Origin of the sequence: Micromonospora sp. NPDC049081, assembly GCF_040648835.1 — a bacterium.
Lineage (GTDB): Bacteria > Actinomycetota > Actinomycetes > Mycobacteriales > Micromonosporaceae > Micromonospora > Micromonospora antibiotica.
Map to the genome: position 1 here is coordinate 140,927 of NZ_JBEZEK010000003.1, position 25,775 is coordinate 166,701.

26 protein-coding genes are annotated in these 25,775 nt (G+C 72.2%); 16 read left to right on the forward strand and 10 right to left on the reverse strand.

Going from position 1 to position 25,775, the window contains the following annotated elements:
- Nucleotides 1-48: 48 nt before the first annotated feature.
- The gene (locus AB0B63_RS07730; RefSeq protein ID WP_208567222.1) at nucleotides 49-510 is read right to left on the reverse strand and encodes a GNAT family N-acetyltransferase; all 462 of its coding nucleotides are present in this window, start codon (nucleotides 508-510) and stop codon (nucleotides 49-51) included.
- 22 nt (nucleotides 511-532) lie between these two features.
- Nucleotides 533-1,471 (reverse strand): thiamine-phosphate kinase, encoded by a 939-nt coding sequence (locus tag AB0B63_RS07735; protein ID WP_357015575.1) that lies wholly within the window; start codon nucleotides 1,469-1,471, stop codon nucleotides 533-535.
- 122 nt (nucleotides 1,472-1,593) lie between these two features.
- On the opposite strand from AB0B63_RS07735, the gene AB0B63_RS07740 reads away from it, so the two are divergent.
- The 11 genes from AB0B63_RS07740 to AB0B63_RS07790 all read left to right on the forward strand — a co-directional run bounded on the left by AB0B63_RS07740 (nucleotide 1,594) and on the right by AB0B63_RS07790 (nucleotide 15,471).
- Nucleotides 1,594-1,827 carry an Lrp/AsnC ligand binding domain-containing protein gene (locus AB0B63_RS07740; RefSeq protein WP_088646044.1) on the forward strand — a complete coding sequence of 78 codons (234 nt, stop codon included), beginning with the start codon at nucleotides 1,594-1,596 and terminating at the stop codon, nucleotides 1,825-1,827.
- Between the two features lie 198 nt (nucleotides 1,828-2,025).
- A complete protein-coding gene (locus AB0B63_RS07745) occupies nucleotides 2,026-2,562 on the forward strand; it encodes a DUF3515 family protein (protein ID WP_208567446.1) in 537 nt (178 codons plus the stop codon).
- A gap of 254 nt (nucleotides 2,563-2,816) precedes the next feature.
- Nucleotides 2,817-4,010: an MFS transporter gene (locus tag AB0B63_RS07750; RefSeq protein ID WP_357015578.1), complete on the forward strand. Its 1,194-nt coding sequence runs from the start codon at nucleotides 2,817-2,819 to the stop codon at nucleotides 4,008-4,010.
- Nucleotides 4,011-5,066: 1,056 nt separating this feature from the next.
- Nucleotides 5,067-7,202 carry a hypothetical protein gene (locus AB0B63_RS07755; RefSeq protein WP_357015582.1) on the forward strand — a complete coding sequence of 712 codons (2,136 nt, stop codon included), beginning with the start codon at nucleotides 5,067-5,069 and terminating at the stop codon, nucleotides 7,200-7,202.
- Between the two features lie 46 nt (nucleotides 7,203-7,248).
- Nucleotides 7,249-9,090, forward strand: a complete 1,842-nt coding sequence (gene pelF / locus AB0B63_RS07760; RefSeq protein WP_357015586.1) for a GT4 family glycosyltransferase PelF — start codon at nucleotides 7,249-7,251, stop codon at nucleotides 9,088-9,090.
- Nucleotides 9,090-10,619, forward strand: a complete 1,530-nt coding sequence (locus AB0B63_RS07765; protein ID WP_357015589.1) for a hypothetical protein — start codon at nucleotides 9,090-9,092, stop codon at nucleotides 10,617-10,619. Before pelF ends, AB0B63_RS07765 begins: the two co-directional genes overlap by 1 nt.
- Nucleotides 10,620-10,656: 37 nt before the next feature.
- Entirely contained in the window at nucleotides 10,657-11,496 is an 840-nt protein-coding gene (locus AB0B63_RS07770) for a nucleotidyltransferase family protein (protein WP_357015970.1), read from the forward strand.
- Nucleotides 11,493-12,386: an NAD(P)-dependent oxidoreductase gene (locus AB0B63_RS07775; protein ID WP_208567228.1), complete on the forward strand. Its 894-nt coding sequence runs from the start codon at nucleotides 11,493-11,495 to the stop codon at nucleotides 12,384-12,386. The genes AB0B63_RS07770 and AB0B63_RS07775 overlap by 4 nt, the downstream gene beginning before the upstream one ends.
- Before the next feature lie 54 nt (nucleotides 12,387-12,440).
- Nucleotides 12,441-13,817, forward strand: coding sequence for a nucleotide sugar dehydrogenase (locus AB0B63_RS07780; protein WP_357015594.1), 1,377 nt, complete (start codon nucleotides 12,441-12,443; stop codon nucleotides 13,815-13,817).
- On the forward strand, nucleotides 13,814-14,779 hold the full coding sequence (locus AB0B63_RS07785; RefSeq protein ID WP_357015597.1) for an NAD-dependent epimerase/dehydratase family protein: 966 nt from the start codon (nucleotides 13,814-13,816) through the stop codon (nucleotides 14,777-14,779). The genes AB0B63_RS07780 and AB0B63_RS07785 overlap by 4 nt, the downstream gene beginning before the upstream one ends.
- Nucleotides 14,779-15,471 (forward strand): hypothetical protein, encoded by a 693-nt coding sequence (locus AB0B63_RS07790; protein ID WP_244252298.1) that lies wholly within the window; start codon nucleotides 14,779-14,781, stop codon nucleotides 15,469-15,471. Before AB0B63_RS07785 ends, AB0B63_RS07790 begins: the two co-directional genes overlap by 1 nt.
- A gap of 342 nt (nucleotides 15,472-15,813) precedes the next feature.
- Here AB0B63_RS07790 and AB0B63_RS07795 read toward each other — a convergent pair whose 3' ends face one another.
- Nucleotides 15,814-16,440, reverse strand: a complete 627-nt coding sequence (locus AB0B63_RS07795; protein ID WP_357015601.1) for a TetR/AcrR family transcriptional regulator — start codon at nucleotides 16,438-16,440, stop codon at nucleotides 15,814-15,816.
- Between the two features lie 105 nt (nucleotides 16,441-16,545).
- Here AB0B63_RS07795 and AB0B63_RS07800 point away from each other — a divergent pair, with 105 nt between their 5' ends.
- Nucleotides 16,546-17,592, forward strand: a complete 1,047-nt coding sequence (locus AB0B63_RS07800; protein ID WP_357015604.1) for a hypothetical protein — start codon at nucleotides 16,546-16,548, stop codon at nucleotides 17,590-17,592.
- A gap of 39 nt (nucleotides 17,593-17,631) precedes the next feature.
- Here the strand turns inward: AB0B63_RS07800 and AB0B63_RS07805 are convergent, their stop codons facing one another.
- Nucleotides 17,632-18,228: a TetR/AcrR family transcriptional regulator gene (locus tag AB0B63_RS07805; protein WP_219468208.1), complete on the reverse strand. Its 597-nt coding sequence runs from the start codon at nucleotides 18,226-18,228 to the stop codon at nucleotides 17,632-17,634.
- 220 nt (nucleotides 18,229-18,448) lie between these two features.
- Here AB0B63_RS07805 and AB0B63_RS07810 point away from each other — a divergent pair, with 220 nt between their 5' ends.
- Complete coding sequence (locus AB0B63_RS07810; protein WP_357015608.1) at nucleotides 18,449-19,468, forward strand: aldo/keto reductase; 1,020 nt, start codon at nucleotides 18,449-18,451, stop codon at nucleotides 19,466-19,468.
- Between the two features lie 34 nt (nucleotides 19,469-19,502).
- On the opposite strand, the gene AB0B63_RS07815 is transcribed toward AB0B63_RS07810, so the two are convergent.
- On the reverse strand, nucleotides 19,503-19,943 hold the full coding sequence (locus AB0B63_RS07815) for a VOC family protein (RefSeq protein WP_357015611.1): 441 nt from the start codon (nucleotides 19,941-19,943) through the stop codon (nucleotides 19,503-19,505).
- Between the two features lie 28 nt (nucleotides 19,944-19,971).
- Nucleotides 19,972-20,187, reverse strand: coding sequence for a hypothetical protein (locus AB0B63_RS07820; protein WP_357015614.1), 216 nt, complete (start codon nucleotides 20,185-20,187; stop codon nucleotides 19,972-19,974).
- Between the two features lie 168 nt (nucleotides 20,188-20,355).
- Here AB0B63_RS07820 and AB0B63_RS07825 point away from each other — a divergent pair, with 168 nt between their 5' ends.
- A complete protein-coding gene (locus AB0B63_RS07825) occupies nucleotides 20,356-21,765 on the forward strand; it encodes an alpha/beta hydrolase (protein WP_357015617.1) in 1,410 nt (469 codons plus the stop codon).
- Between the two features lie 50 nt (nucleotides 21,766-21,815).
- Here the strand turns inward: AB0B63_RS07825 and AB0B63_RS07830 are convergent, their stop codons facing one another.
- On the reverse strand, nucleotides 21,816-22,718 hold the full coding sequence (locus tag AB0B63_RS07830; RefSeq protein WP_357015620.1) for an oxidoreductase: 903 nt from the start codon (nucleotides 22,716-22,718) through the stop codon (nucleotides 21,816-21,818).
- On the opposite strand from AB0B63_RS07830, the gene AB0B63_RS07835 reads away from it, so the two are divergent.
- The gene (locus AB0B63_RS07835) at nucleotides 22,717-23,370 is read left to right on the forward strand and encodes a TetR/AcrR family transcriptional regulator (RefSeq protein ID WP_244252300.1); all 654 of its coding nucleotides are present in this window, start codon (nucleotides 22,717-22,719) and stop codon (nucleotides 23,368-23,370) included. The genes AB0B63_RS07830 and AB0B63_RS07835 overlap by 2 nt on opposite strands.
- A 115-nt stretch (nucleotides 23,371-23,485) precedes the next feature.
- Nucleotides 23,486-23,959, forward strand: a complete 474-nt coding sequence (locus AB0B63_RS07840) for a carboxymuconolactone decarboxylase family protein (RefSeq protein WP_357015623.1) — start codon at nucleotides 23,486-23,488, stop codon at nucleotides 23,957-23,959.
- Between the two features lie 106 nt (nucleotides 23,960-24,065).
- On the opposite strand, the gene AB0B63_RS07845 is transcribed toward AB0B63_RS07840, so the two are convergent.
- From AB0B63_RS07845 to AB0B63_RS07855, 3 genes are read right to left on the reverse strand one after another with little or no spacing between them, the layout of a single operon-like run.
- Nucleotides 24,066-24,257 (reverse strand): DUF397 domain-containing protein, encoded by a 192-nt coding sequence (locus AB0B63_RS07845; RefSeq protein WP_208567237.1) that lies wholly within the window; start codon nucleotides 24,255-24,257, stop codon nucleotides 24,066-24,068.
- Nucleotides 24,250-24,444, reverse strand: coding sequence for a DUF397 domain-containing protein (locus AB0B63_RS07850; RefSeq protein WP_357015628.1), 195 nt, complete (start codon nucleotides 24,442-24,444; stop codon nucleotides 24,250-24,252). Before AB0B63_RS07850 ends, AB0B63_RS07845 begins: the two co-directional genes overlap by 8 nt.
- Nucleotides 24,437-25,312 carry a helix-turn-helix transcriptional regulator gene (locus AB0B63_RS07855; protein WP_357015631.1) on the reverse strand — a complete coding sequence of 292 codons (876 nt, stop codon included), beginning with the start codon at nucleotides 25,310-25,312 and terminating at the stop codon, nucleotides 24,437-24,439. The genes AB0B63_RS07850 and AB0B63_RS07855 overlap by 8 nt, the downstream gene beginning before the upstream one ends.
- Nucleotides 25,313-25,775: the final 463 nt, after the last annotated feature.

Below are 25,775 nucleotides of genomic sequence, written 5' to 3' on the forward strand. Positions count from 1 at the left end.
CGGGTGGGTCGGGGATTCACCCGGTGGCACGGCCCTGCGGCGGGCGGGTCAGAGTGTCCGGCCGAACGACAGGCAGCCGGGGGCGTCGGCGTAGTAGCCGAAGTTGGTGATCCGCTCGTACCCCGCCGAGGTGTAGAGGGCGACCGCCTCGGGCTGCCGGTCGCCGCACTCCAGGATGATCCGTCGGCGACCGTGCCGGCGGGCCGACTCCTCGACGGCGGCGAGCAGGGCGCGGGCCGCACCGCGCCCCCGCACGGCCGGCACGGTGTACATCCGCTTCAGCTCCGCGGCGTCGTCGCCGTGGCTGCGCCACCCCGCGCAGCCGACCGGGGCACCGTCGAGGTGGGCGACGAGGAACTCACCGTGCGGTGGGACGAACTCGGTCGGGTCGATGGGGGTGTCGTCGCCGCTGCCGCCGTACCGGACGCCCAGGTCGGCCATGGTCGCCCGGATCAGCGTCTGCGCCACCGGCGAGTCGAAGCCGAGCGGCCGGATCTCGATCTCACTCACGGGTGAAGGGTACGACTGCCCCTTACCGGAAGTGCTCCCAGCCGGCCGGTCCGTCGTACGCGTCACCGTCGACGGTCACCCCGACGCCCTCGACCACCCGGCCCACCGTCCGCCACGACGACGGCAGGGTCACCGCCGGGGGGAAAGTGGCGACCAGGGCGTGATCGTCGCCACCGGCCAGGATCCAGGTGTACGGGTCGACGCCGAGCGCCTGGGCGGCGTCACGCATCTGCGGGGGCACCTCGAAGCCGTCCCGGCGCAGGTCGACCCCGACGCCGCTGGCCTTCGCCAGGTGACCCAGATCGGCCAGCAACCCGTCCGACACGTCGATCATGGCGGTGGCGCCGAGCCGGGCGGCCTCCGGTCCGGCCGGGTAGGGCACCTCCGGCCGCCGGTACGCCTCGACCAGCAGGCGCGGGGTCCGGAACCCCCGGGAGAGCACGGTCAACCCGGCGGCGGCCCACCCGGTCCGGCCGGCCAGCGCCACCACGTCACCCGGCCGGGCACCGGAGCGGACCACCGGTGCCCGGCCGGCCAGGTCGCCGAGGGCGGTCACCGCGATGGTCAGGGTGGGGCTGGCGGACATGTCGCCGCCGACCACGCCCGCGCCGACCAGCGCCGCCTCGGCGGCCAGCCCGTCGGCCAGCTCCTCCGCCCAGGCGGTGTCCAGGTCGGCGGGGATGCACAGGGCCACCAGCAGGGCGGTGGGGGTCGCGCCCATCGCGGCGACGTCGGCGAGGTTGGCCGCCGCCGCCCGGTGCCCGACGTCGCGGGCGCTCGACCAGTCCCGCCGGAAGTGCCGCCCCTCGACCAGCACGTCGGTGGAGGCGACCACCCGCCGGTCGGGGGCGGCCACCACGGCGGCGTCGTCGCCCGGCCCGAGCAGGCATGACGCTCCGTACGTCAGCCGGGCGGTAACCCGGTCGATGAGACCGAACTCGCCCACGTCCGCGACACCCATGTCTTCCTTCCGACACGCTCGCTAGCTGCTTGACCTCGACCACCGATAGGGATCGCGCCTGCTCCGTAGGGTATTTTCACCCTTCGGGCCGCCCCTGGGCGGCGACGGACGGAGGTCGAGTCGTGGTACAGGCGTACATCCTCATCCAGACCGAGGTGGGCCGGGCGCGGGACGTGGCCGGTCTGATCGCGGACCTTGCCGGCGTGGTACGCGTCGACGCCGTCACCGGGCCGTACGACGTGGTGGTCCTCACCGAGGCGAACACCGTCGACGAGCTCGGCAAACTGATCGTCAGCAACGTGCAGATGGTGCCCGGCATCACCCGCACCCTCACGTGTTCGGTGGTGCGCCTGTAAGTGGACGAGAAGACTCCCTCCCCCGAGACCCCGACCGACGCCGCGCCCGGCACCGACCGGCCCGCCACCGGCGCACCCACCACCGACCGGCCCAGCACCGACCGGGGCAGCACCGACCGGCCCGGCACCGGCCAACCCACCAGCGACCGGGCCAGCACCGACCGGCCCGCTGCGGACCGGTCGACCCGGCGGGCCGCGTTGTGGGCCACCCTGGTCGCCGTGCCGGTGACGGTGGCCGTGGCCGGGTTCACCTTCGCCAAGCTGTCCCCGGACCCGCCGGTCGCCGCGCCTAGCGCTTCGCCGACCACCCTGCGCCCCCAGTCCAGCGCCCCGGTCGAGATGGCCGCCCCGGCGTTGGCCGAGCGCCCGGGGGTGGTGTGCCGGGCGCTGGTGTCGCAGCTGCCGGCCACCGTCCGGGAACTCGCCCAGCGCCCGGTGACCGCCGGTGCCGAGCAGAACGCCGCCTACGGCGACCCGGCGTTGACCGTCGCCTGCGGTGGCCCCGAGCCGACCGTGGACGCCACCGCCGACGTGTGGACCGTCAACGGGGTCTGCTGGTATGCCGACGAACGGTCGGATGCCACCGTGCTCACCACGCTCGACCGGGAGACGGCGGTCACGGTGACGGTGCCCCGGGCGTACGAGGGGCCGTTGCAGTGGCTCACCCCGGTCTCCGACGCGGTGGTCGCCTCCGTGCCGTCCGGCGGCGACGGCCCGTCCGGGTGCCGGCGCTGAGGTTCCACCCCGCCCGACCGGGCTCCGGCCCGCGCCCGCTCCACCCGACCGGACCCGCGTGCCCGTGCCCTTGCCCGCACCGGACCCGCGTGCCCGGGTCGCGTGCCCTTGCCCGCACCGGTCGACCGGACCGGGGTGAGGACGACGCGACGGTCCGGAAAATCGTTTGACGGCACCGATAATCTGATCCTCCGTACCTGCGGCTGACCGTGGGTGGCGAGGGGGCCCTGCCCCCTCACCGCCCAGGAGCCGCCATGCGTCGGACGCCCGCCCTCTCCTTCCTGCTCGTCACCGTCTTCCTGGACATGCTCGGGCTCGGCCTGATCGTGCCGACGGTGCCGGCCCTGTTGACCGCCGTCACCGCCGACGCCGCCGCCGCGGTCCGCTGGTCCGGCCTGCTCGGCTCGCTCTACGGCCTGTTGCAGTTCGTCGTCTCGCCGCTGCTCGGCCAACTCTCCGACCGGTACGGCCGGCGGCCGGTCCTGCTCGTCTCGCTGGGTTGCCTCGGCGTCGACTGGCTGGCCCACGCCAGCTCCCCCGGCCCGTGGACGCTGCTGGTGTTCCACAGCCTCGCCGGCGCCTGCGCGGGCACCTACACCGTGGTCAACGCATACCTGGCGGACGTCACGGCACCCGAGGACCGGGCCGGTGCGTTCGGGGCGGTGGGTGCCGCGTTCGGGCTGGGTTTCGTGGCCGGGCCGGTCGTCGGCGGCCTGCTCGGCACCGTCGACGTACGCCTGCCGTTCCTCGCCGCCGCCGCGCTGTCCTTCGCCAACGTCGGGTACGGCTGGCTCGTGCTGCCCGAGTCGCGGCCCGGCGACCGCAGCACCCCGTTGACCCTGCGGACGGCGAACCCGGTCAGCGCCATCGTCGTCGTGCTGCGTCGACCGGTGCTCGGGCGGCTCGCGTACGCCCGGTTCTGCGCCGACGTCGCCCGGATGACCCACCAGTCGACCTGGACGTTCTTCCTCACCCACCAGTTCGCCTGGGGCACCGCGCGGGTCGGCGTGGTGCTGGCGGCGGGGGCCCTGGCCGGGGCGCTCTTCCAGGCCAGGGCCGTCGGGCCGATCGTGCGCCGGCTCGGGGACAAGCGGGCCGCGGTGTTCGGCGGGGTGCTCGGCGTCGCCACGCTGGCGGGTACGGCGTTCGTCTCGACGCCCTGGCTGCTCCACGTGCTCCAGGCGGTGGGTGTGCTCGCCACGGTCGGCGGCGTCGCCGCGCAGGCGTGGCTCTCCCGGATCGTGCGGGCCGACGAGCAGGGCACCGTGCAGGGGGCGTTGACCGGGATCGGGGCCGCCGCCGAGTCGGTGGTGCCGGTCCTGGCCGGCGCGGTCTTCGCCTGGTCGCTGTCCCACGCGTCGCCGGGCCTGGTCCTCGCCGGGGCGGCCGGTTGGGCGGCCGGCTCGACGCTCCTGCTGGCCACGACACCCGACCTGCGCCGGCCCTGACCTGTCGACGCCGGTGTCACCCGCAGGCGTCGGGCCGTCCGGGGCTGCCGGTCGGCCCACGTCGGCGGTGGCACCGGCGGACAGCCGGTCGGCCGGGCCCGGGAGAAACTGCGCGGCCGATGGTGTCGGGCCCTGTCCACCGAGCCGCCGAGTGGGACCGCGCCGGGGGATGCGCCGATCCGGCGGCTGCCGTTTCGTCCCGGCATCACCTTCGGCTCAGGACGCGCACATCTACTCCTGCATTTGCGTCCCGTGGAAGTTCCACGAAACCGATCGGATAGTAAAACGATTTGGCCCGGACGGCGCTGATAGGGGAGACAGCGGACGACTTCCAAAGGATGGGAATGGGCAACTCCTGACGCTGGGAACCGCTTCTGCCGAAACTGGCTGATTCGGCGGTCAGCGCCGTGGTATTCGCCATTTCCGGTCGAGTTCACACACCCGCAGGGTCGAGGAAACTCAACATTCTCCACTATGTGCCGCCGATCAAGCGATTGCCCGACAAAAGGCACGCACGACCCCACCCACATCCCCGAAACAGGGCTTTGAACTGGGAAAACGTTGATCACTCCACGCCCCGGCCCACCGCGTACCGGCCGCACGGGGCACCGTCAACCGAAGGGATGGTCGGGTAATCGGCTGATCGGCGGGCCAGCATGGACTGATCGGCCATTCTTGCCGCACCTCAATTGCCGCAACCCGAGCGAATGGCTGAGGTAAGCCCGGTTCCACGCCCGACCACGGCCCACATTCTGGCCACCGCCGGCTACAGCCGTGTGAAGTGAACGTGAATGAGGTGTTTCGGCTCCTCTGGAAAAGAGCACGTCAGCATGGCTGACGCCGACCGGCAACACCGTCAAGATCAGCAAAAAACGCGTTACCGGAAGTCACGCCCGGGTGCCCGGCACTAACACCCGACCCAGCTTGCGTCAATGGTCCACATGCGACAGGATCATGCGCGGAATCCGCACCAACAATTGCTAGCCTTCGATGGCAACCCCGTCATCCATACAGGATCGGCGGCATTGTTCACATCTCCTCATCGGAGGTCACCACATGGTCCACACCGGACCTACCCGTCGTCGCGCGAACCGATTCGCCCTCGCCGGGCTGACCGCACTCACGGTCCTGCTCGGCACCCAGACCCCGGGCCTCGCCCAGCCGCCGACCGCGCCGCGCACGCTGGCCCAGCCGCCGAGCGCGCCCGGACTCGGCCAGGTCGCCGCCAAGAAGGAGTCCCGCCCCGGCCCGCTGCCCACCCGGGCCGGCACCGTCAAGGTCGCCCCGTCGTCGTCGGGTGCCCGCAGCGGCGGCGTGGGCACCCAGGCGATCAACGACAAGGTCGCCCTCCGGTCGCTGATCGTGGCCACCAACACGGCGGACTTCGGCGTAGCCACGCTCACCACCACCCTCGACCGGGTCGGCGCGAGCTACGACATCATCTACACCGCCAGCCAGACCCTCTCGGCGAGCACGCTCGTCGACTCCAACGGGGTCGGCAAGTACAACGCGATCCTGCTCACCAACAGCATGTTGATCTACGAGTCGGGCGGCAACTACCTGGAGGGCCTCAGCAGCACGGAGTGGACCACCCTCTGGGCCTACGAGCGCAACTTCCAGGTCCGGCAGGTCGCCCTCTACACCAGCTACGGCACCTGGCCGGAGGACTACTGCCTCAACTCCGCAGGCGAGACCGCGGTCGGCGACACCCCCCTGCCGGTCTCGCTGACCACCGCCGGCGCCGGGGTCTTCGACTACCTCAAGAGCACCGCCGAGATCCCGGTGACGCAGTCCTACGTCTACAAGACGTCGATCAAGAGCGGCTGCAACGCCGACGCCCTGCTGACCAACGGGTCCAACGTGCTGGCCGTCCGCACGACCTCGGGCGACGGTCGGGAGCGCCTCGCCCTGACGTTCACCTCGAACCAGTACCTGCTCCACTCGGACCTGCTGGTCTACGGCCTGATCCGGTGGGCGACCAAGGGCCTGCACTTCGGTGAGCAGAAGCACCACCTCAACGTCGACATCGACGACTGGTTCAGCTTCTCCGACCACTACAAGGAAGACGGCACCGTCGAGTACAGCCCCGGCTTCCAGACCACCGGGCACGACGCGGTCAACCTCGACGCCAAGCAGACCGCGCTGCGCGCCGCGCACCCGCTGGCGTCCGGGTTCACCTTCAACGTCCCCTACAACGGCGCCGAGATCGACCCGTTCGCCGGCAACACGTGCAGCCCGAACGGCGACGCCACCACGCTGACCGCCACCACGAAGTGCCTGAAGAACAACTTCCGGTGGATCAACCACACCCTGACCCACCCCGCGCTGAACACCACCGACTACACCACCACCCACGACGAGATCACCGCGAACCAGACCGCGGGCACCTCGATCGGGCTGAACCCGCCGTCCAGCGTGCTGAAGACCCCCGAGTACTCCGGCCTCGGGGTCTACAACAACTCCAGCGGCGTGCTCACCGACTACGGCCTCGCCGCGTCCAACCCGGACCTGATCGACGCGGCCGGCGACCTCGGCATCACCACGCTGGCGGGCAACATGTCGTTCGCCAGTCACGTGCCGGCGCACTTCAACGCGGCCACCGCCCACCCGCTGGACCCGAGCATCGCGGTGGTGCCGTGCTGGCCGACCAACATCGCCTACCACACCACCAACCAGGCCGAGGAGACGCACTTCTACAACGCGTTCTACGGCCCGAACGGCCACTTCCCCTACTGGCCCACCGACCGCACCTACGCCCAACTCCTGGACTACGAGGCCTCGGTGGGCCTGCAGCACGTGACGTCCGGCTCGATCTACGCGCACACGTTCCACGTCGCCAACGTGCGCGACTACGGCTCGGGCAACAGCCTGGTCACCGACTGGGTGGGCGCGGTGCTGACCAAGTACAGCTCCTACTACTCGGTGCCGCTGCTGAACACGGCGTGGACCGACATCGCCACCTACACCAGGGCGCGTACGGCCCACTTCGCCGCGCTCAGCGCCGGGGCGTCGGCGATCTACGACCGGACCACCGGTGAGATCACGGTGACCTCGCCGGCCGCCGGCTCGCTCCAACTCGGGGGCGTGGCCGCCACCACCACCGGTGCCGGCACCTACGGCACCGACGTCACCGTCCCGGTGACGCTGGCGGCGAACACCCCGGTCACGTTCACCGCCGCGCCTCGCCTGTAGGGCGAGACGGCGACTTCAGAACAGCAAAGGTAAACGGGAGCAATTGGTGAGGATCGCACTGGTCTCGGAGGGCACCTACCCGTACGCGATGGGTGGGGTGAGCATCTGGTGCGAACAGCTCATCCGGGGAATGCCGGACTACCGGTGGGAGGTCGTGGCGCTCACCGTGGACGGCACCGAGGAGCCGGTGTTCGACCGGCCGGCCAACCTCGACCGTGTGCACTCGATCCCGCTGTGGGGCGGCCGGCCGACCGGCCGCCGCCCCCGGCGGGGGGTGCTGGTCCCCGCCGGACGGCCCGGCACCGAGTTCATGCAGTCCTACGAGGTGTTCCTGCGGGCCCTGGTCACCCCGCTGGAGTCGACCCGCTCCCAGGCCGGCGCGGTCAACCGCAGCACCTTCCTGCTCGCCCTGCGCGGCATGTTCGAGTACGCCTCCGGCGGTGGTGACCTGAGCGCGGCCCTGCTGTCCAACGAGGCGCTGCGGATGATGCTGGAGGCCTGGCACACCCTGCGGGTCGAGGAGACCGGGCCCGCCCCCACCGTCGCCGACGCGCTGGAGGCGGCCTGGCTCATCTCGCACATGCTGCGGCCGCTGAGCGCGCCACCGGTACGCGCCGACATCGTGCACTCGTCGATGAACGGTCTCTCCACCCTCGTCGGGATGGCCGCCACCTGGACGTACGGCACCCCGCTGGTGCTCTCGGAGCACGGCATCTACCTGCGCGAGCGCTACATCTCCTACCTGCACGACGACGCACCGCACCCGGTACGGGTGCTGGTGCTGAGCTTCTTCCGCTCGCTGGCCGGTGCGGCCTACCTGATCACCGGCGCGCTCGCGCCGCACTCGCAGTACAACCGGCGGTGGCAGCTGCACAACGGCGCCGACCCCGAGCGGATGTGGACGATGTACAACGGCGTCGACCCGGACGAGTTCCCACCCGCGGCCGGCGAGCCGGACGTGCCGACCATCTCGTTCATGGGCCGGATCGACCCGCTCAAGGACCTGCACACCCTGATCCGGGCGTTCGCCCTGGTCCGCGTGGAGATCCCGAACGCCCGGCTGCGCATCTTCGGCGGGACCCCGGCCGCCAACAAGGTCTACCACGAGAGCTGCGAGGCGTTGATCGACGAACTCGGGCTGACCGGGCACGCGGTCCTGGAGGGCCGGGTCGGCAGTGCCGTCGAGGCGTACCACGCCGGCAGCCTGGTGGCGTTGACCAGCATCTCCGAGGGCTTTCCCTACACCGTGGTGGAGGCGATGGCGTGCGGCCGGCCGACGGTGTGCACCAACGTCGGCGGGGTCGCCGAGGCGGTCGGTGACACCGGATTCGTCGTCGCACCGCGTGACGTACCCGCGATCGCCGCCGCCTGCGTCAAGATGCTCAACGACCGGGAGCTGCGGCTACGCCTCGGGGCGGCCGCCCGGGGCCGGGTGCTGGAGCGGTTCACCCTGCAACGCTCGTTGCAGGCGTACCGCGACATCTACGAGGGACTCGCCGCGCCCCGGACCACCTCCCCCGCGCCGAAGCGGCTGCGCGGTCAGGCCCAGGGCTGGGTACGCGTCCCGAACCGGCCGACCCGCCCCGGAGTGGCGTCCGTCACCGCTCGCCCCGCCGCCCCGTTCGCCGCCCCACCAGAGGTGGCCCCCGTCGCCCGGCCTGAGCCGACCCCCGTCACCGTCCGGCCCGAGCCGACCCCCGTCACCGTCCGGCCGGAAGCGACCCCCGTGGCCGGGCGGGTGCCCCGCCAGCGTGGACCCGAGCAGTACTCGTCGGCCGCCTACCGGACCCACCACGACCCGAACTCGTCCGGGCCGGAGCTGCCGCAACCGACCACACCGGGCCCGGACGACGAGCAGACGATCGCCATCCTGCGCGGTGGCCGCTGATGACCGGAGCCAAGGACCCGGACGTCACCGACCCGTTGTTCCGCCCCGCCGCCACGATGACCACCGAGCCGGGGCCGTCCGACGGGCGGGCGGACAACCCCGAGCGCACGATCCTGCTGCCCCGGATCTCCACCGACCCGGTCGACGACCTGGTCGAGCGGGTCCGGCCCCAGCTGACCCGGGCGGTGGACGCGCTCCAGGTCGCCGCCGCCCTGGAGGCCGACGGGCACACCGACCGGGCCGCCCAGGTCGAGTACGGCTACCGGGACGTCTTCGTCCTGGCCCTGGAGGTGTTCCGACGGCTGGGGCCGACCCCGGAGATGGTGGACGGGCCGCGCACCACGTCGGCGACCGACCGCGACCGGTGGGCCGACCTGCGGACGATCTCGCACGGCCTGCTGTACGTGTTGCCGAGCGCCGCGTTCCCCGCCGTGTTGTCGGTCGTGGGACGGCCGGGCCTGGTGGTCGGCCTGATCCTCGCCGGGACGGTCGGCTGGATCTGGTCGGGGATGGTCGCCTACGCGGCGTTCCGCCTGCTCGGCCTCGGTCGGGCCCGCTCGGCCAGCCGGGTGCTGCGGATCGCCGCGTTGACCGCTCCCCTGCTCGGCCTGGCCGCCGGTGCGGTGATGCTGCCCTACGGTGGCCTGCCGCTCGCCGCGATGATGCTCTGCCAACTGACGTACCAACTGGCCAGCACGTTGCTGATCTTCTACCGGCGGGAGGGTTGGCTGGCCGGGGCGATGGTCCCGGCCGTGCTGGGCAGCGCGGTCTTCCTGAGCACCGGCGGTGCGACCGAGCGGCGCTGGGCGGTGGGCGCGGCGGCCCTCGGCGTGCTGGTCGCCTTCGCCGCCGGGCTCTGGGCCACCCGCTCCGCCGCCCGGTCGACGGAGCCGGCACCCCGGGACCCGCTCTGGCCACCGGTGTCCACCCTGCTCGGCGTCGCCGGTTACGGGTTCTGCTCGGCGGCGTTGCTCTTCCACGCGCAGGCGCCGTACCTGCTGGGGCAGTGGGACGTCGCGGCGTCGGCGGTGCCGCTGATCCTGTCGATGGGGTTCGTCGAGTGGCGGACCAGCCGGTTCTGGGCGGCCGGGGTGGCGTTGTCCCGGCGGGCCCGGCTCCCGCGCAGCTTCGTCGTGGGGATCTGGCGGGCGATCGGCCGGGAGGTCGCGGCGTGCCTCGCGGTGCCGGCGGGGCTGGGGGTGCTGCTGCTCGCCGGGCTGACCCAGCTGGGCGTGCTCTCCACCGCCGGGGTGGTGATGACGGCCGCGCACGTCGCCCTCGCCGGGGCGTACTACCTGGCCTTCCTGCTGGCCGGGCAGGGCCGGTACGGCTGGTTGTGCCTGTCCATGACGGTCGTGGTCACGCTGCACGTCGGCCTCGGCGCGCTGCTCGGCGTCGCCCCGCTGCTCGGGCAGGGCGGCAGCCCGGTCACCGACACCTCGCTGTACCTGGGCAGCGTGCTGCTGCTCCAGGCACTGTTCGCGCTCGGTCTGCTTCCGGTGATCGGGCAGGTTCGGCACTACCGATAGTCCACTCGAGACCTATGGGGAGGTCCGGTTGCACGCGGTGATCCTTGCCGGCGGCAAAGGGGTGCGGCTGAAGCCGTACACCACGACGCTGCCGAAACCCCTGATGCCCATCGGGGACAGCCACTCGATCCTGCAGATCGTGCTCGACCAGCTCGCCTCGCGCGGGTTCACCTCGGTGACCCTGGCGATCAACCATCTCGGCCCGCTGATCCGGGCCTTCGTGGGTGACGGCAACCGGTGGGGCCTGACCATCGACTACATCGAGGAGGACAAGCCGCTGTCCACGGTGGGCCCGCTGTTCGGCCTGAAGGACCGGTTGCCCGACGAGTTCCTGGTGATGAACGGTGACGTCCTCACCGACCTGGACTACGGCGACCTGCTGCGCAGCCACCAGCTCTCCGGCGCCGGCCTGACCCTGGCGACCTCCGAGCGGGTACACCGGATCGACTTCGGCGTGCTCGACGTGGACGCCGGCCGGGTGGTCGGGTTCCGGGAGAAGCCGGCGCTGCGCTACCCGGTCAGCATGGGCGTCTACGGAATGTCGCGGCGGACCCTGGAGCCCTATCAGGCCGGGCTGGCCCTCGGCTTCGACCAACTGGTGCTGGACCTGCTCGCGGGCGGTGACCCGCCGATGACGTACCCGTTCGACGGGTTCTGGCTCGACATCGGCCGGCCGGAGGACTACGACGAGGCGAACCGCTCGTTCCCCCAGCTCAAACCGATCCTGCTGCCCAGCCGGTCGGGGCCGGTCGAGGTCGCCATCGGCGAGGGGACGACACCGCTGGCCGTTGCCGAGGGGACCGAGCCGCTGGCCGTCGGCGACCTGTCGGGCGTCGCGGACCTGTCGGGCGTCGTGCGGGCCGGGGAGCTGACGTGACCCGGGTGCTGCTGTTCGGGGCGTCCGGCTTCATCGGCGGGCACGCCCGCGACGCGTTGGCCGCGGACCACCGGGTGACCGAGGTGATCTGCCCGGGGCGGGCCGCCCACGACCTGCTCGACGGCACGCCGGCCGCGCTCACCGGATTGCTGCGCGAGGTCGCCCCGGACGCGGTGGTCAACTGCGTGGGCGCCCTCACCGGCAGCGCCGCCCAACTGGTCACGGCGAACACGCTGGTCGCGGCGAAGCTGCTGGCGGCGACCGCCGACGCGGTGCCGCAGGCCCGGCTGGTCCGGCTCGGCTCGGCCGGGGAGTACGGGCCGGTGCCGCAGCGGCTCCCGGTCACCGAGGACGCCCCGGCCCGGCCGGTCAGCGCGTACGGCGTCAGTCACCTGGCCGGAACCCGGTTGTTCCAGCTCGCCGGGGAGGCCGGCGAGGTCGACGCGGTCTCGTTGCGGGTGTTCAACCCGATCGGCCCCGGCATGTCGCAGGAGAACCTGCTCGGTCGGGCGGCGGACCGGTTGCGGGCCGCGCTGGCCGACGGGGCCACCGAGATCACCCTGGGGCCGCTGTCGGCGTACCGGGACTTCGTCGACGTGCGGGACCTCGCCGCGCTGATCGTCGCGGCGACGCTCGCACCCGAACTGCCGCACCGGGTGGTCAACGCCGGCAGCGGCCGGGCGGTCACCGCCCGGGAGGCGGTCGGGTTGCTGGCCGGCGCGGCGGGCTACGACGGCCGGATCCGCGAGGTGGGCCTCGGACCGCAGCGCTCGCAGGCGGTCGACTGGATCCAGGCCGGCATCGGCCGGGCCGGCGAGCTGGGCTGGTCGCCGGTACGCGACCTGGAGACATCGATCAAGGACATCTGGGCCGCGGGCGCGGCGCGGTGAGCCGCGCCGACCGCTCCCCCGTCACGACACACCCGCACAACTGAGAGGACACGCATGAGCATGAAGATCGGGGTCGTGGGCCTGGGCTACGTGGGGCTCACCCTCACCGCCGCCCTCGCCGACAAGGGCTTCACGGTGTACGGCGCGGACGTCTCACCGGCGGTGCTGGACGCGCTCTCGCACGGCCGGCCACACATCTTCGAACCCGGCATCGACGACGTCTTCGCCGCCCACCTGGGCAAGAACATCCACGTCGCCGCCGACCTGCCGAAGGACACCGTCGACGTGGCGGTGATCAGCGTGTCGACGCCGGTGGACAACATGACCCACCGGCCCAACCTGGCGAACCTCGCCGCCGCCGCCCGGGTGGTGGCCGGCAGTTGCCGCCCGGACACCCTGGTGGTGGTGCGCAGCACCGTGCCGGTCGGCACCAGCCGCCGGGTGGTGCTGCCCGAGTTGCAGGCCGCCTGGGGTGAGCGGGTGAAGCTGGTGATGGCCCCGGAGCGCACCATCCAGGGGCAGGCGCTGCGGGAACTCGTCGAGCTGCCACAGGTCGTCGGTGGCCTGGACGAGGAGAGCCTCGCCGCCGGGATCGCGTTCTTCAACGGGCTGGCGCGCACCGTCGTCCCGGTGTCCGGGTTGGAGACCGCCGAGCTGGTGAAGCTGTCCAACAACTGCCACACCGACCTGATCTACGCGTTCGGCAACGAGATCGCGCTGATCGCCGAGCGGCACGGCCTCGACCCGCTGGAGGTGATCCGGGCGACGAACGTCGACTACCCGCGCCCGGATCTCGCCAAGCCCGGGTACGTGGGCGGTGGCTGCCTCTCCAAGGACCCGTACATCATGATCGACAGTGCGGGTGACCGCCGGCCGTTCCTCGTCGGCAAGGCCCGCCAGCTCAACGAGTACCTGCCGATCCACGTCGGCGAGACCGTGGTCCGGATGCTGGTCGAGGCGCGGGGGCGCAGTCTCGGCGCCCGGCTGGCGGTGCTGGGGTGGGCCTACAAGGGCTGGCCGGCCACCGATGACATGCGCGGCACCCCGATCGAGCCGATGATGCGGGTCTTCTCCGCCGCCGGGGTCACCGTCCTGGGGCACGACCCGATGGTCACCGACGACGTGATCCGGCAGTACGGCGGCGAGCCGGTCAGCCTGGACAAGGCGTTCACCGAGGCGGACGCCGTGCTGATCATCAACGACCACCCCGACTACCGGGCGCTGCGGGTGCCGGAGGTGCTCGGGGCGACGCCGCCGGCCTTCGTCTACGACTCGTGGCGGGTACTCGACGGCGAAGCGGTCAGGGCTGCCGGGGTCCGCTACGCCGGACTCGGCTACCTGCCTCCCGCGCCGACCGGTCCGGGTGACGGCGGTGCGGCCGGCACCGCCGCCGGTGCGGGCACGTCGGTCGCCGGGGCGGTGTCGGCATGAGGGCCCTGCTGCTCGGTGGCGCCGGCTTCATCGGCCTGCACCTCGCCCGCCGGCTCGTCGCCGACGGTCACCAGGTAACCATCGTGGACGACTTCTCCCGGGGCCGCGACGACGCCGACCTCGACCGGTTGCGCGCCGATCCGGCCGTCCAGGTGATCTCCGGCGATCTGACCGGCCCGGACACCTGGGCCGCCCTGCCCACCGGATGGGACCAGATCTACCTGCTCGCCGCCGTGGTCGGGGTGCGCAACGTGGAGCAGGACCCGGCCCGGGTGATCCGGGTCAACACCCTGTCGGCGCTGCACCTGCTCGACTGGGTGACCCCGGGTGAGCGGGTCTTCTTCGCCTCCACCAGCGAGGTCTACGCCGGGGGCGTGACGGCCGGGGTGGTGCCGGTGCCGACGGCCGAGACGGTGCCGGCGATGATCTCCGACGTCACGGCCCCCCGCTTCGCGTACGCGGCCAGCAAGCTGCTCGGTGAGGCCGCGTTCCTGCACACGGCCCGCGCCAAGGGCTTCGAGACGGTGGTGGGCCGGTTCCACAACGTGTACGGCCCCCGGATGGGCGCGGACCACGTCATCCCGGAGATGTCCCTGCGCGCCCTGCGGGGGGCCGACCCGTTCCCGGTCCCCGGCGCCGACCAGTACCGCGCGTTCTGCCACGTCGACGACGCGGTCGAGGCGATGCTGCGGCTGATGGGGGCACCGGCCGCCGCCGGTCAGATCGTGCACATCGGCAACGACCGGGAGGAGACCAACATCGGCGACCTGGCCAAGCTGGTCCTGCGGGTGGCCGGGGTGAGCCCCGCCATCGCACCCGGGAGCGCGCCGCCGGGATCGGTCGCCCGCCGCTGCCCGGACCTGTCCCGGCTGCGGGAGCTGACCGGTTACGAGCCGGGTGTCAGCCTGGAGGAGGGCGTCCGCAGCACGTTCGCCTGGTACCGGGAGCACGGGTGGGCGTGATGAGCCGACGTCCCATCTGCTTCTACTACGGCGACGGCCGACTGCCCGAGCTGTCCAGGTACGTGCGGGTGGTCCTGCAACCGGACTTCTACCGGCCGGCCGAACTGCGCTACCTCGCGGCGCAGGACGTGCAGACCCTCGGCTACCTGTCGTTGTCGGAGGACCAGGGGCCACCCGCGCCCTGGCAGCGGCGGGAACGCAACCCGGACTGGGGTGGCGCGTTCGTCCACGTCGACCACCCGCTCTGGGTGGCGCACGTGATCGGGCAGGCGAAGCAGGCGATCGCGCAGGGATTCGCGGGGCTCTTCCTGGACACGCTCAACGTCGAGCTGACCTTCCCGGAGGACGTGCCGCACCTGCTCACCCTGGTCGCCGCCATCCGGGAGGAGGCCCGACCGGCGTACCTGCTGGCGAACCGGGGCTTCGGGATGCTGCCCCGGCTGGCCGAGATCGTCGACGGGATCGTCTTCGAGTCCTTCTCGGCCCGGTGGACCGACCAGGGTTACGCGCCGTGGCCGCCCGACGTGCTGGAGTTCCACGCCCAGATCGCCGAGCAGCTGCTCCAGTTGGAGCTGGACCTCTACAGCCTCGACTACGCCGACAGCCAGGGGCTGACCGATTTCGCGGAGCGGCGGGCCCGCCAGTTCGGGCTCCAGTCCTCGGTCAGCGACCGCGCCCTGTCCCGTACCTGATCATCCGGCGGGGGCGTCCGCCCCGCCGGTCCGGGGCCGGTCCGGTCCCACCCCGAACACCCGCCCCCGTCGGGCCGGGACCGGGTCGCGCGTCGGCACCACGCGCGACCGGCTCCGCCCGGCGGGGGCGGGCTCGCGGGACGGCAGCCCGCCCACCGCCACGGCACAGCGGATGTGGCGGTCCGCCCCCCGGCGACGGCACAGCGGGTGTGGCAGTCCGCCCCCGGCTACGGCACGGCGGGTGGCTGCCAGCCACCGCCGAGGGCACAGCGGGCGGCGGCCCGGCGGGGCGCGACGTCGCGGCAGGTCAGGGTTCGCGGGTGGTCAGGGCGTCGCGGCAGGTCAGGGCGTCGCGGCGTCGAGGGCGGGGGTGAGCGGTGCCAGGGCGGCCCGGACGAGGTCCGGCAGCGGCCGGGACGGGACCACGAAACCGGCCATCGCCGGCACCTCGTTCGTGCCGTGCAGCCACTGCCGGAGCGCCACTCTGACCGCCGCGCCGACGGCGGCGGCGAGCACCTGGGCGGTCAGCCGGTCGAGGCCGGGGCAGCGGGCGGTCAGCGCCTCGGCGAGCGGCTCCTCGATCGTGGTGACGGCGTCGACGTAGCAGGCGCGCAGCGCGGGACTGGCGGCGATCATCAGCAGCGCGGCTGGCGGGTGGTCGCCGGGGTCGGTGTAGAGACCCACGACGGCGTCGACGACCGTGTCGCCGAGGCTGACCCCGGTGGGCCGGGCGAGCACGGCGGCCGTGACCGTGACCGCGCGGTCCGCGGCGACCCCGGCGACGATCGCCTGCTCCCGGCTGGCGAAGTAGTTGTTGTAGGTCCGGGGCGACACGCCTGCGGCCTGGGCGATCTCCTCGACGCGGACGTTGTCCGGTCCGCGTTCCAGGGCGAGGCGCAGCGCCGCCGACTGGAGCGCCTCCCGGGTGGCCCGTTTCTTCCGTTCCCGCAACGTCGGTGGTCCGGTCACGGTGCCACTGTCGCACACACGGTTCGTGCACGCAAAATTGCGTGCACGCAAAATTATGCTACGGTCCCCCCGAAGTCCGCAGCACCACGACGGAAAGGGACCGACATGCGTGCCAGAGGCATGGCCTACGACACCGGCTTCGTCACCGACGGCGTCAGCTCGGTGCCGCACTGGGACCCCGAGGTGGTCCGGCGGGAGCTGGCGATCATCCGGGACGACCTGCACTGCACCGCCGTCCACCTGGTCGGCGGGGATCCCGGGCGGCTGGAGTCCGCCGCCCGTACCGCCGCCGCGCTCGGCCTGGAGGTCTGGTTCTCGCCGTACCCGCTGGAGCTGGAACCCGACCTGATCCGCGCCCTGTTCCTCGACTGCGCCGAGCGGGCCGAACGGCTCCGTGCGGCCGGGGCGGAGGTCGTCTTCGTCACCGGCGCCGAGCTGAGCCTCATGAACCGTGGATTCGTCGACGGGGACCGCCTCGCCGACCGCCTCGACCACCTGTTCACCGACCCGGACGGCCGGGCCGAGCGCATCGCCGAGGCCGGCGTCCGCCTCGACCGGTTCCTGCGCGCCACCGTGGCGGCGGTCCGCGAACGCTTCCACGGGCGGGTCACCTATGCCGCGATCCCGTTCGAGGGCGTCGACTGGGACCTGTTCGACGTGGTGACCCTCGAACTCATCCGCTCCGCCGAGGTCGCCGACCAGTTCCGCGCCGGCGTACGCCGGCTGGTCGACCAACCCAAGCCGGTCGCCGTCACCGGCTTCGGCACCGCGACCTGGCGCGGCGCGGGGGACGTCGCGCCGCGCAGCATGGAGATCATCGAGTACGACGCCAGCGGCGCCCCCCACCGGCTGAACGGCAGGTACGAGCGCGACGAGGAAGGGCAGGCCGCCTACCTGCGGGAACTGCTCGACATCTTTGACAGCGAGGGGGTCGACAGCGCTTTCGTCCACCTCTTCGCGCTGCCCAGCCTGCCGCACCGGCCCGACGGCGATCCCCGGTACGACCTCGACCTCGCCAGCCCCGGGATCGTCAAGGTGCTCGACGGCCGCACCGGCGAGACCTACCCCGGGCTGCCCTGGGAGCCGAAGGCCGCGTTCGCCGCCGTCGCCGAACACTATGCGCGCCGGCCCGCCGCCGAGCGGCACGGCTGAGCGGACGCGGTCCGCCCGAGGGGTGGCGCGTGCCACCCCTCACCGCAGGCGCAGCCCCGCGACGAGGAGCCCGACCATGCGGCGGGCGTCGTAGTAGGGGGCACGGCCGGCGCAGAGGTTGCCGACGGCGAACAACAACTCCCGGGCGTCGACGCCGGGACGGATCTCGTCGGCCGCGACGGCGGCGTCGAGCAGGCGGGTACACGCGGGCACCAGGTGGTCGAGGAAGTAGCCGTGCAGCGTGTCGAAGGCGGCGGTGTCGGAGTTCAACGCTCCGGCCAGGCCGTGCTTGGTGACCAGGAAGTCGACGAAGAGGTCGATCCAGGCGGTCAGGGCGGCGTGCGGGGTGCCGCTGGTGGCGAGCAGGGCCGGCGCGGCCGCGGCGCACGCCTGCACCTGGTGCCGGTAGACGGCGACGATCAGGTCCGCCCGGGTCGGGAAGTGGCGGTAGATGGTGCCGACGCCGACGCCGGCCCGGGCGGCGATGTCGCGTACCGGCACGTCGACACCGGCGGCGAGGAAGGCGGCGGCGGCGGCCTCCAGCAGGGTCGCCTCGTTGCGTCGGGCGTCGGCCCGTTTCCGGGGTGCGCCGGTGCGCCCGGGTGGGGTGGGCGGCCCCGGTTCACCGTCGACCATCGCACCGTCACCTCCGGACACCCTTGGCAAACGGAACAGTGTTCCGTATAGTTCAGAGCGGAACACCGTTCCGCTTGCCCCATGATGCCAGAGCCGGACGGCCGGCCACCAGCCCCGTCCCTCGCCACCAGCCCACGACGCGTCCGCACGCGCCGTGGTCCCCAACGGCACCGGCCCACCCGACCGGCCGTCACCCCGCCACCCCGTGGAGGAAACCGTCATGCAGTACCGCACCCTCGGCCGCACCGGCGTCCAGGTCAGCACCCTCGTGCTCGGCGCGATGAACTTCGGCACCATCGGCCGCACCAGCCAGGCCGAGGCCACCGCGATCATCGACGCCGCCCTGGAGGGCGGGATCAACCTGATCGACACCGCCGACCGCTACAGCCAGGGCGAGTCGGAGGAAATGGTCGGCCGGGCCATCGCCGGCCGCCGCGACGACATCGTGCTGGCCACCAAGGCGGCCCTGCCGATGGACGACGAACGCAACCACCGGGGCACCTCCCGCCGCTGGCTGCACACCGCGCTCGACGACAGCCTGCGCCGGCTCGGTGTCGACCACATCGACCTCTACCAGGTGCACCGCTGGGACCCGACGACCAGCGACGAGGAGACGCTGTCCGCGCTCACCGACCTCCAGCGGGCCGGCAAGATCCGCTACTTCGGCTGCTCGACGTTCCCCGCGTACCGGCTCGTGCAGGCCGAGTGGGCCGCCCGGGAACACCACCTGGGCCGGTACGTCACCGAACAGCCCAGCTATTCGATCCTGCAACGCGGCATCGAGGCCCACGTCCTGCCCGTCACCGCGCAGTACGGCATGGGCGTGCTCGCCTGGAGCCCACTGGCCTCCGGGTGGCTGTCGGGCGCGGTCCGGGCGGGTCGGGAGATCACCACCCACCGCGCCGACGTCCTGCCCGAGCGCTTCGACCTCACCATCGCCGGCAACCGGGCCCGGCTCGACGCCGTCGAGCAGCTGACCAAGGTCGCCGAGGAGGCCGGGCTCACCCTGATCCAGCTCGCCCTCGGCTTCGTCACCGCACACCCCGCCGTGACCAGCGCGATCATCGGCCCCCGTACACCGGAGCACCTGCACAGCCAACTCGCCGCCGCCGACACCGTGCTCACCGCCGACGTGCTCGACGCCATCGACGCGATCGTCGCCCCCGGCGTCGACCTCGCCCCCGGCGAGAAGCACGACACCCCGCCGGCCCTGCTCGACCCGGCGCTACGCCGCCGCTGAGCGTCGGCGCGCGCACCGGTCGACCGGCCCGGGATCAGCTCACGCAGAACACGTTGCCCTCCGGGTCGTGCAGGGTGACGTAGTAGTAGAGGTCCGCCGGGTCGTCGCCCCGGGTCCGGCGCTGCACGGTCGCGCCCAGGGCGACCAGTTCGGCCACCTTCGCCTCAACGATCTCGATCCGCCGCGCCTGGGGCAGGGCATCGTCCCGACCGGTGGGGTAGAGGTCCAGGTGGAGCCGGTTCTTCCCGGCATGCTCCTGCGGCACCCGCTGGAACCACAGCGGCGGACGCAGCCCGGCCGGGTCGAACAGCCGGTCCTCGAACGCCGCCGCCCCACCCAACCGGCCACGGAAGTGCGCGTTCCAGGTGGTCGACGGCTCGGCCGGCGGCGTCGGCTGGTAACCCAACGCCCGGGCCCAGAACCGGGCCAGCCGGGCCGGGTCGTTCGCGTCGACAGTCAGTTGCCAGAACACCATGGCCCCACCCTAGCCACGCGCCGCGCGGTCACCGGGTCGACGCCACCTCTCCCGACCGGCCGGCCCGCCCGGAACGCTTGAGCAGCACCGCACCCCCGACGACGAGGACGACACCGAGGACGATCCCGACGACGTTGCCCTGGGTCAGCGAGGCAAGCACCCCCAGCACACCCACCACGACCAGCAGCACACCGAGAACCCGCAGCAGCAGACCACCGACGTTCTTCACCTGTCCGTTCGCCATACCGGCCCTGTTCCCCGGTCAGACCGTCCACAAACGACGGTAGGACCCATCACCCCGTCGAGGTGGTCGGGGCGCAACCTCAGGGACGAGATCCGGGTTCCTCCGCATATGACTCGGGTCGGCCGGGGGGCCAGGGTGGACGGATAGCCACAACCCGGGAGGTCCGCCGTGTTCCGTCGTACCGTGACCGTCGTCGTCGCCGTGCTCACCGTCCTCGCCGGTCTCCCGGCGGTGGCCCAGGCGCGTCCCGGGCCACCGCCGGGCCTCACCTGGGGTGAGTGTCCCGACGATCTGCCCGACGTCCCACCCGACCCGCGCGTGCGGTGCGCCCCGCTGCGCCTGCCGGTGGACTGGGCCAGGCCGGACGGGCGCACGTTCACGCTCGTCGTGGCCCGCCGGGCCGCCCGGGTGGCGCAGCAGCGGGTGGGCACGCTGGTGTTCGGACCGGGCGGCCCCGGGGACTCGGGGGTGGAACGCATCCGCCGGGGGGACCGGTTCAGCGACGAACTGCTGGACCGGTTCGACCTGGTCAGCTTCGATCCACGTACGGTGGCCCGCAGCGCCGCCCCGGTCTGCACGCCCGACCCGGAGCTGCGCAGGCCGCCCGTCGTGCTGACCGGCCAGGCCGATTTCGACGCAGCGGTGGCCTACAACCGGGCGCTGTGGAACCGGTGTCGCCCGACCAGCCCGGTGTTCGGGTACGCCGACACGCTCAGCACCGTGCACGACCTGGAGGCGCTGCGGCGTGCGCTGGGTGAGCGGCGGTTGACCTTCCACGGCAGCTCGTACGGCACGCTGCTGGGCCAGCAGTACGCCGAGCGGTATCCCGACCGGGTACGGGCCGTGGTGCTGGAGGGCGTGTTCGACCACAGCCTGGACGTGCGGTCCTTCGTCCGTACCCAGGCGGCGGCGCTCCAGGACGCCTTCGACGAATTCGTGGCCTGGTGCGACAGTTCGCCCGGGTGCGTGCTGCACGGCCGGGACGTCCGGGCGGTCTGGGCTGCGGTGCTGGCCCGCGCCGACAACGACGGGTACGCCCCGCGCACCGCCTTCGACGTCACCGCCGTGGCCCTCGGGATGCTCGCCGGCCCCCGCTTCCCGCAGCTGGCCGAGGCCGTCCGGGACATGGCCGCCGGCATGCCGCCGCCCGAGGTGAAACTCCCGGTGGCCGTGGCGGTCTTCTGCGCGGACTGGCCGGCCACCGTCCGCGACCACCACGAGTACGCGGCCCTGGTCCGGGCTGCCGGGGCGGTCGCGCCGGACGTCCGTTACGGTGCCGGCCTGCTGGCCGTGCACACCTGTCTGGGCTGGCAGTCCCCGGTCCGGAATCCACCGCACGAGCCACGGGTGCACACCCGTACGCCGTTGCTGCTGCTCAATGCCCGGCACGATCCCCGCACCGGCTACGCCTGGGCCACCCACGTCGCGCGGCAACTGGGCCGGCACGGACGCCTGGTCACCTACGAGGGCTCGGGCCACGGCACCTACCTGCGCAACGCGTGCACCGTCGCCGTGGTCGACAGGTACCTCGTCGACCTGACCCTGCCCGGTGCCGACGCCCGCTGCCCCGCAGGCTGAACCGCCCCGTCGGCGACCAGCGGGGTCCGGCCCGTGCCGCCGACGGTCACCTACCGGGTGGGCTGGGCGGCGAGCGGGAAGCTGACGCCGGTCAGTTCCTCGGAGACCGTCCACAGCCGACGGGCGACGGCCGCGTCCCGGGCGGCCTTCGACCGGCCGACGAGCTTGGGCGCACCACGCCCCTCGAAGAGGCCGTCCGGCCCGGCGTAGCTGCCGCCCGGGACGTCGGCCACCGCCGCGTAGAGGGTGGGCAGCGCGCCGTCGTCGCCGCTCTGCGCGAAGCGGTGGACCAGGGTCGTCTGGAGCCGGTTCCACAGGGAGCGGTCGTGGTCGAGGTGCCCGAGCAGGTTGGTGGCGGCCAGGCCGGGGTGGGCGGCGGTCGCCAGCACCGGCGAGCCGACCTCGGTGAGGCGGCGGTGTAGTTCGGCGGTGAACAGCAGGTTCGCCAGCTTCGACTGGGCGTACGCGGGGAACGCCCGGTAGGGGCGGCGCTCCCAGTTGAGGTCGGCGAAGTCGATCTTCCCGCCCCGGTGCGCGGAGGAGGCGACAGTCACCACCCGGCCCCGGATCTGCGGCAGCAGCAGGTTGGTGAGCGCGAAGTGCCCGAGGTGGTTGGTGCCGAACTGGAGCTCGAACCCGTCGGCGGTACGGCCGAGCGGGGGGATCATCAGCCCGGCATTGTTGATCAGCAGGTCGATCGGCCCGGTGTGACCCTCGGCGAACTCACGCACCGAGGTGAGGTCGGCCAGGTCGAGCCGCCGCACCTCGACGTCGCCGGTCATGCCGGCGGCGGCGGTCTGCCCCTTGGCCAGGTCGCGGACGGCGAGGACGACGCGGGCACCCCGGGCGGCGAGCACCCCGGCGGCGATCCGGCCGATGCCGCTGTTCGCGCCGGTGACGATGACGGTACGGCCGGTCATGGCGGGAACCTGGGCACTCGTGAATGTTGTCATGGCCAACAATGTATACGGCGACAACAATGTCGGCAACGACGACATTTTTTCGACTACCATGACCGTCGTGCCCGCGTACCACCATGGAAACCTGCGCTCGACGCTGCTCGCCGCAGCCGAGCGCAGCCTGCGCCAGCACGGCGCCGGCCAGCTCTCGCTACGCGAACTGGCCCGGGAGGTCGGCGTGAGTCACGCCGCGCCGCGCCGGCACTTCGCCGACCGGCAGGCGCTGCTGGACGCCCTCGCCGAGGCCGGATTCGCCCGGCTGCACGCCGAACTGCACGCGGCGCTCGTCGCCGCCGGGGACGACTTCGCGCCGCGCCTGCACGCCGTGGCCGCCGCCTACCTGCGGTTCGCCACCGAGGACGCCGCCCTGCTGGAGCTGATGTTCGCAGCCAAGCACCGCGAGGGGGCCGACCATCTCGTCGCCGCCGCCGCCGGCCCGTTCGGGCTGATGGGCGAGCTGATCAGCCAGGGGCAGGCCCAGGGCGTGCTGGAGCCCGGCTCCCCGGAACTCGCCGGGACCGTGCTGTTCGCGACATTGCAGGGCATCGCCACCCTGGTCAACGGCAACATGATCGCACCGCCACTGCTCGACGGGATCACCCGGACCGCCGTCGACCAGTTCCTCCGGGGGTCCCGCCCCCGTTAGCGGACGACGTCAGCCGCCGAGCGGCGAGACGCGGGTCACGTTCAGCTCTGTCACGGGGAGGCGGGCCACCCCGTCCGAGGAGGTGCAGCCACGAACGACCGCAGAGGAGCACACCATGGACGCCCGACTGAACTTCCTCACCGACCCGACCGCCGGCAGGGCCTTCAAGCACCTCATGTCGGCAGGCAGGGCGCTGAAGGAGTCAGCGCTGCCGGCCCCCACCCAGGAACTGGTGGCGCTGCGCGTGAGCCAGATCAACGGCTGTGCCTTCTGCGTCGACATGCACACCAAGGACGCCGCTGCGGCGGGTGAGACGTCGGTGCGGCTGAACCTGGTCGCGGCATGGCGGGAGGCCACGGTGTTCACCGAGGCCGAGCGGGCCGCGTTGGCGCTGGCCGAGGAGGGGACCCGGGTGGCGGACGCGGCCGGCGGGGTCAGCGACGAGGTGTGGGCGCACGCCGCGAAGCACTACGACGACGAGCAACTGGTCGCGCTGGTACTCCTGGTCTCGTTCATGAACCTGGCGAACCGGATGAACATCATCACGCGGCAGCCGGCCGGCACCTACCAGCCCGGACAGTTCCACTGAACGCACCACGCCCACCGGCCCGGGGACCCTCTGGCGGGCCCCGGGCCACCGGGCCGGAAGCCCGTTCCGGCGCGGACGGGTGAGCCGGGTGGGTCGGATGGGTCGGTCAGTGGTGGCGGTCGATGGTGGCGAGGAAGCTCCGCCACGCCTGAGGGGAGAACACCAGCACCGGGCCGGCGACGTCCTTGCTGTCCCGCACTCCGACCACGGCAGGCAGGTTGTCGGCGACCTCCACGCAGTTGCCCTCGGCACCACTACGACTGCCCTTGCGCCAGACGGCCCCACCGAAATCAGCCATGGTCGCTCTCCTTGATCTTCTGAAGGAAGCTCCGCCAGGACCGGGCGGAGAACACCAGTATTGGCCCGGCGACGTCCTTACTGTCCCGCACTCCCACGCCGACAACCAGACTGCCAGCAACCTCCACACAAGCCCCCTCGGCACTGTGCGTGCTTTTCCGCCAACGGGAGAGTGCCAGATCATTCATCGTAGGTCTCCTTGATCACGCGTCCGATCAGATCCTCGGACTCACGCTCGTCCAGGGCAAGCGCCGAGAGCACCTGCCAGGCTTCGGAGTAGGTTTCCAATTCGTTCGGACGATCCAGGTAGAGACTGCCGGTGAGCGACTCGCTGTAGACGGTGGAGGGCTCGGCGGGGCGGGTACCCATGGCTGGAAAATCCAGAATGATGAAGGCGCTCGCGACAAAGACCATGTGCGGACCGGCCGCCTGCGGGACGATGCGCACCGACACGTTGGGTGCCTGGGCGGCATTCACGAGCTGCGCGAGTTGCCTGCGCCACGCCTCGGTGTCGGTGATGGGTCGACGGATGACCGCTTCGTCGATGATGGCATCGAAGGCCGGCGCGACCGGGCGGCGTCGAGACAGCAGGCGCTGCCGTTCCAGTCGAAGGGACACCTTCCGCGCCACTTCCTGGGGGGCGCGCCCCGGCCTGCTCTCGAACAACGCCGTCATGTACTCCGGTGATTGCAGCAGGCCCGGGATCAGCATCGTCTCGTAGTGGCGGATCTGGCGTGCTGCCGCCTCCAACCCCACGTACAGCTCGAACCAGGCGGGGATGACCTCCCCGTAGGCGTGCCACCACCCCTTGCTCTTACTCTCCCGCGCGAGACTGACCAGCACCTCGGTCAGCTCGGCCGACGTGCCGTAGTGCTGGCACATGAGAGTCACGTCGTGGGTACGCAGCGAGGTCTGGCCGCCCTCAAGCCGGTACATCTTGGCGCGCGACCATTCGAGCGCTTCGGCTGCGGCCTCCAGGTTGATGCCGGCCTCCTCACGTGCCTGCCGCAGCAACCGCCCGAGCTGCCGGCGGGGAACCGAAGATCCGTCACTCACGTTCCGCTCCCCGTCTCAACACCGTGCGTCATCTGTCTCATCTGGAACAGATTGGCGGTCCAGATGAGGCATCGTCAATCTCTTTCCCTGAATTTCTCGATGAGACGTTGCACCTCGATCCGTATCGGACTCATCGTGGCTGGCAGAGCGGCCTGTCGACGATCAATGGAGGTGGCACTGTGCCCCGATGGAAATGGTTCCAGCGCACGGATCATCCGGTCGATGTGGTCGGCCGGTCGAGTGCCCCGCAGAAGGCCGACACCGTCGGCACACCGGGAGAGGAATGCGGAGCGGGCCGACCGGCGTGGAACAGCCCTACGGTGATCTTCGCGCGGGATCTTCCGTTGCTGACCCCGGGCGCGCAGTGGCGGGCACGGAACGCGGTCAGGGGGCGCCGCCGATGAGGCCGCACCTGCCAACCTGCCCAGCGGTGCGCCGAACAGGAACGGGCGTCCAGCGAGGC

What these genes read in the sequence shown, in the direction of transcription:
- AB0B63_RS07735 (WP_357015575.1), bottom strand. Translation starts at nt 1,471, where the DNA reads ATGGGTGTCGCGGACGTGGGCGAGTTCGGTCTCATCGACCGGGTTACC.
- AB0B63_RS07750 (WP_357015578.1), top strand. Translation starts at nt 2,817, where the DNA reads ATGCGTCGGACGCCCGCCCTCTCCTTCCTGCTCGTCACCGTCTTCCTG.
- AB0B63_RS07755 (WP_357015582.1), top strand. Translation starts at nt 5,067, where the DNA reads ATGGTCCACACCGGACCTACCCGTCGTCGCGCGAACCGATTCGCCCTC.
- AB0B63_RS07765 (WP_357015589.1), top strand. Translation starts at nt 9,090, where the DNA reads ATGACCGGAGCCAAGGACCCGGACGTCACCGACCCGTTGTTCCGCCCC.
- AB0B63_RS07780 (WP_357015594.1), top strand. Translation starts at nt 12,441, where the DNA reads ATGAGCATGAAGATCGGGGTCGTGGGCCTGGGCTACGTGGGGCTCACC.
- AB0B63_RS07785 (WP_357015597.1), top strand. Translation starts at nt 13,814, where the DNA reads ATGAGGGCCCTGCTGCTCGGTGGCGCCGGCTTCATCGGCCTGCACCTC.
- AB0B63_RS07790 (WP_244252298.1), top strand. Translation starts at nt 14,779, where the DNA reads ATGAGCCGACGTCCCATCTGCTTCTACTACGGCGACGGCCGACTGCCC.
- AB0B63_RS07800 (WP_357015604.1), top strand. Translation starts at nt 16,546, where the DNA reads ATGCGTGCCAGAGGCATGGCCTACGACACCGGCTTCGTCACCGACGGC.
- AB0B63_RS07805 (WP_219468208.1), bottom strand. Translation starts at nt 18,228, where the DNA reads ATGGTCGACGGTGAACCGGGGCCGCCCACCCCACCCGGGCGCACCGGC.
- AB0B63_RS07810 (WP_357015608.1), top strand. Translation starts at nt 18,449, where the DNA reads ATGCAGTACCGCACCCTCGGCCGCACCGGCGTCCAGGTCAGCACCCTC.
- AB0B63_RS07815 (WP_357015611.1), bottom strand. Translation starts at nt 19,943, where the DNA reads ATGGTGTTCTGGCAACTGACTGTCGACGCGAACGACCCGGCCCGGCTG.
- AB0B63_RS07820 (WP_357015614.1), bottom strand. Translation starts at nt 20,187, where the DNA reads ATGGCGAACGGACAGGTGAAGAACGTCGGTGGTCTGCTGCTGCGGGTT.
- AB0B63_RS07835 (WP_244252300.1), top strand. Translation starts at nt 22,717, where the DNA reads ATGGCCAACAATGTATACGGCGACAACAATGTCGGCAACGACGACATT.
- AB0B63_RS07830 (WP_357015620.1), bottom strand. Translation starts at nt 22,718, where the DNA reads ATGACAACATTCACGAGTGCCCAGGTTCCCGCCATGACCGGCCGTACC.
- AB0B63_RS07840 (WP_357015623.1), top strand. Translation starts at nt 23,486, where the DNA reads ATGGACGCCCGACTGAACTTCCTCACCGACCCGACCGCCGGCAGGGCC.
- AB0B63_RS07845 (WP_208567237.1), bottom strand. Translation starts at nt 24,257, where the DNA reads ATGGCTGATTTCGGTGGGGCCGTCTGGCGCAAGGGCAGTCGTAGTGGT.
- AB0B63_RS07850 (WP_357015628.1), bottom strand. Translation starts at nt 24,444, where the DNA reads ATGAATGATCTGGCACTCTCCCGTTGGCGGAAAAGCACGCACAGTGCC.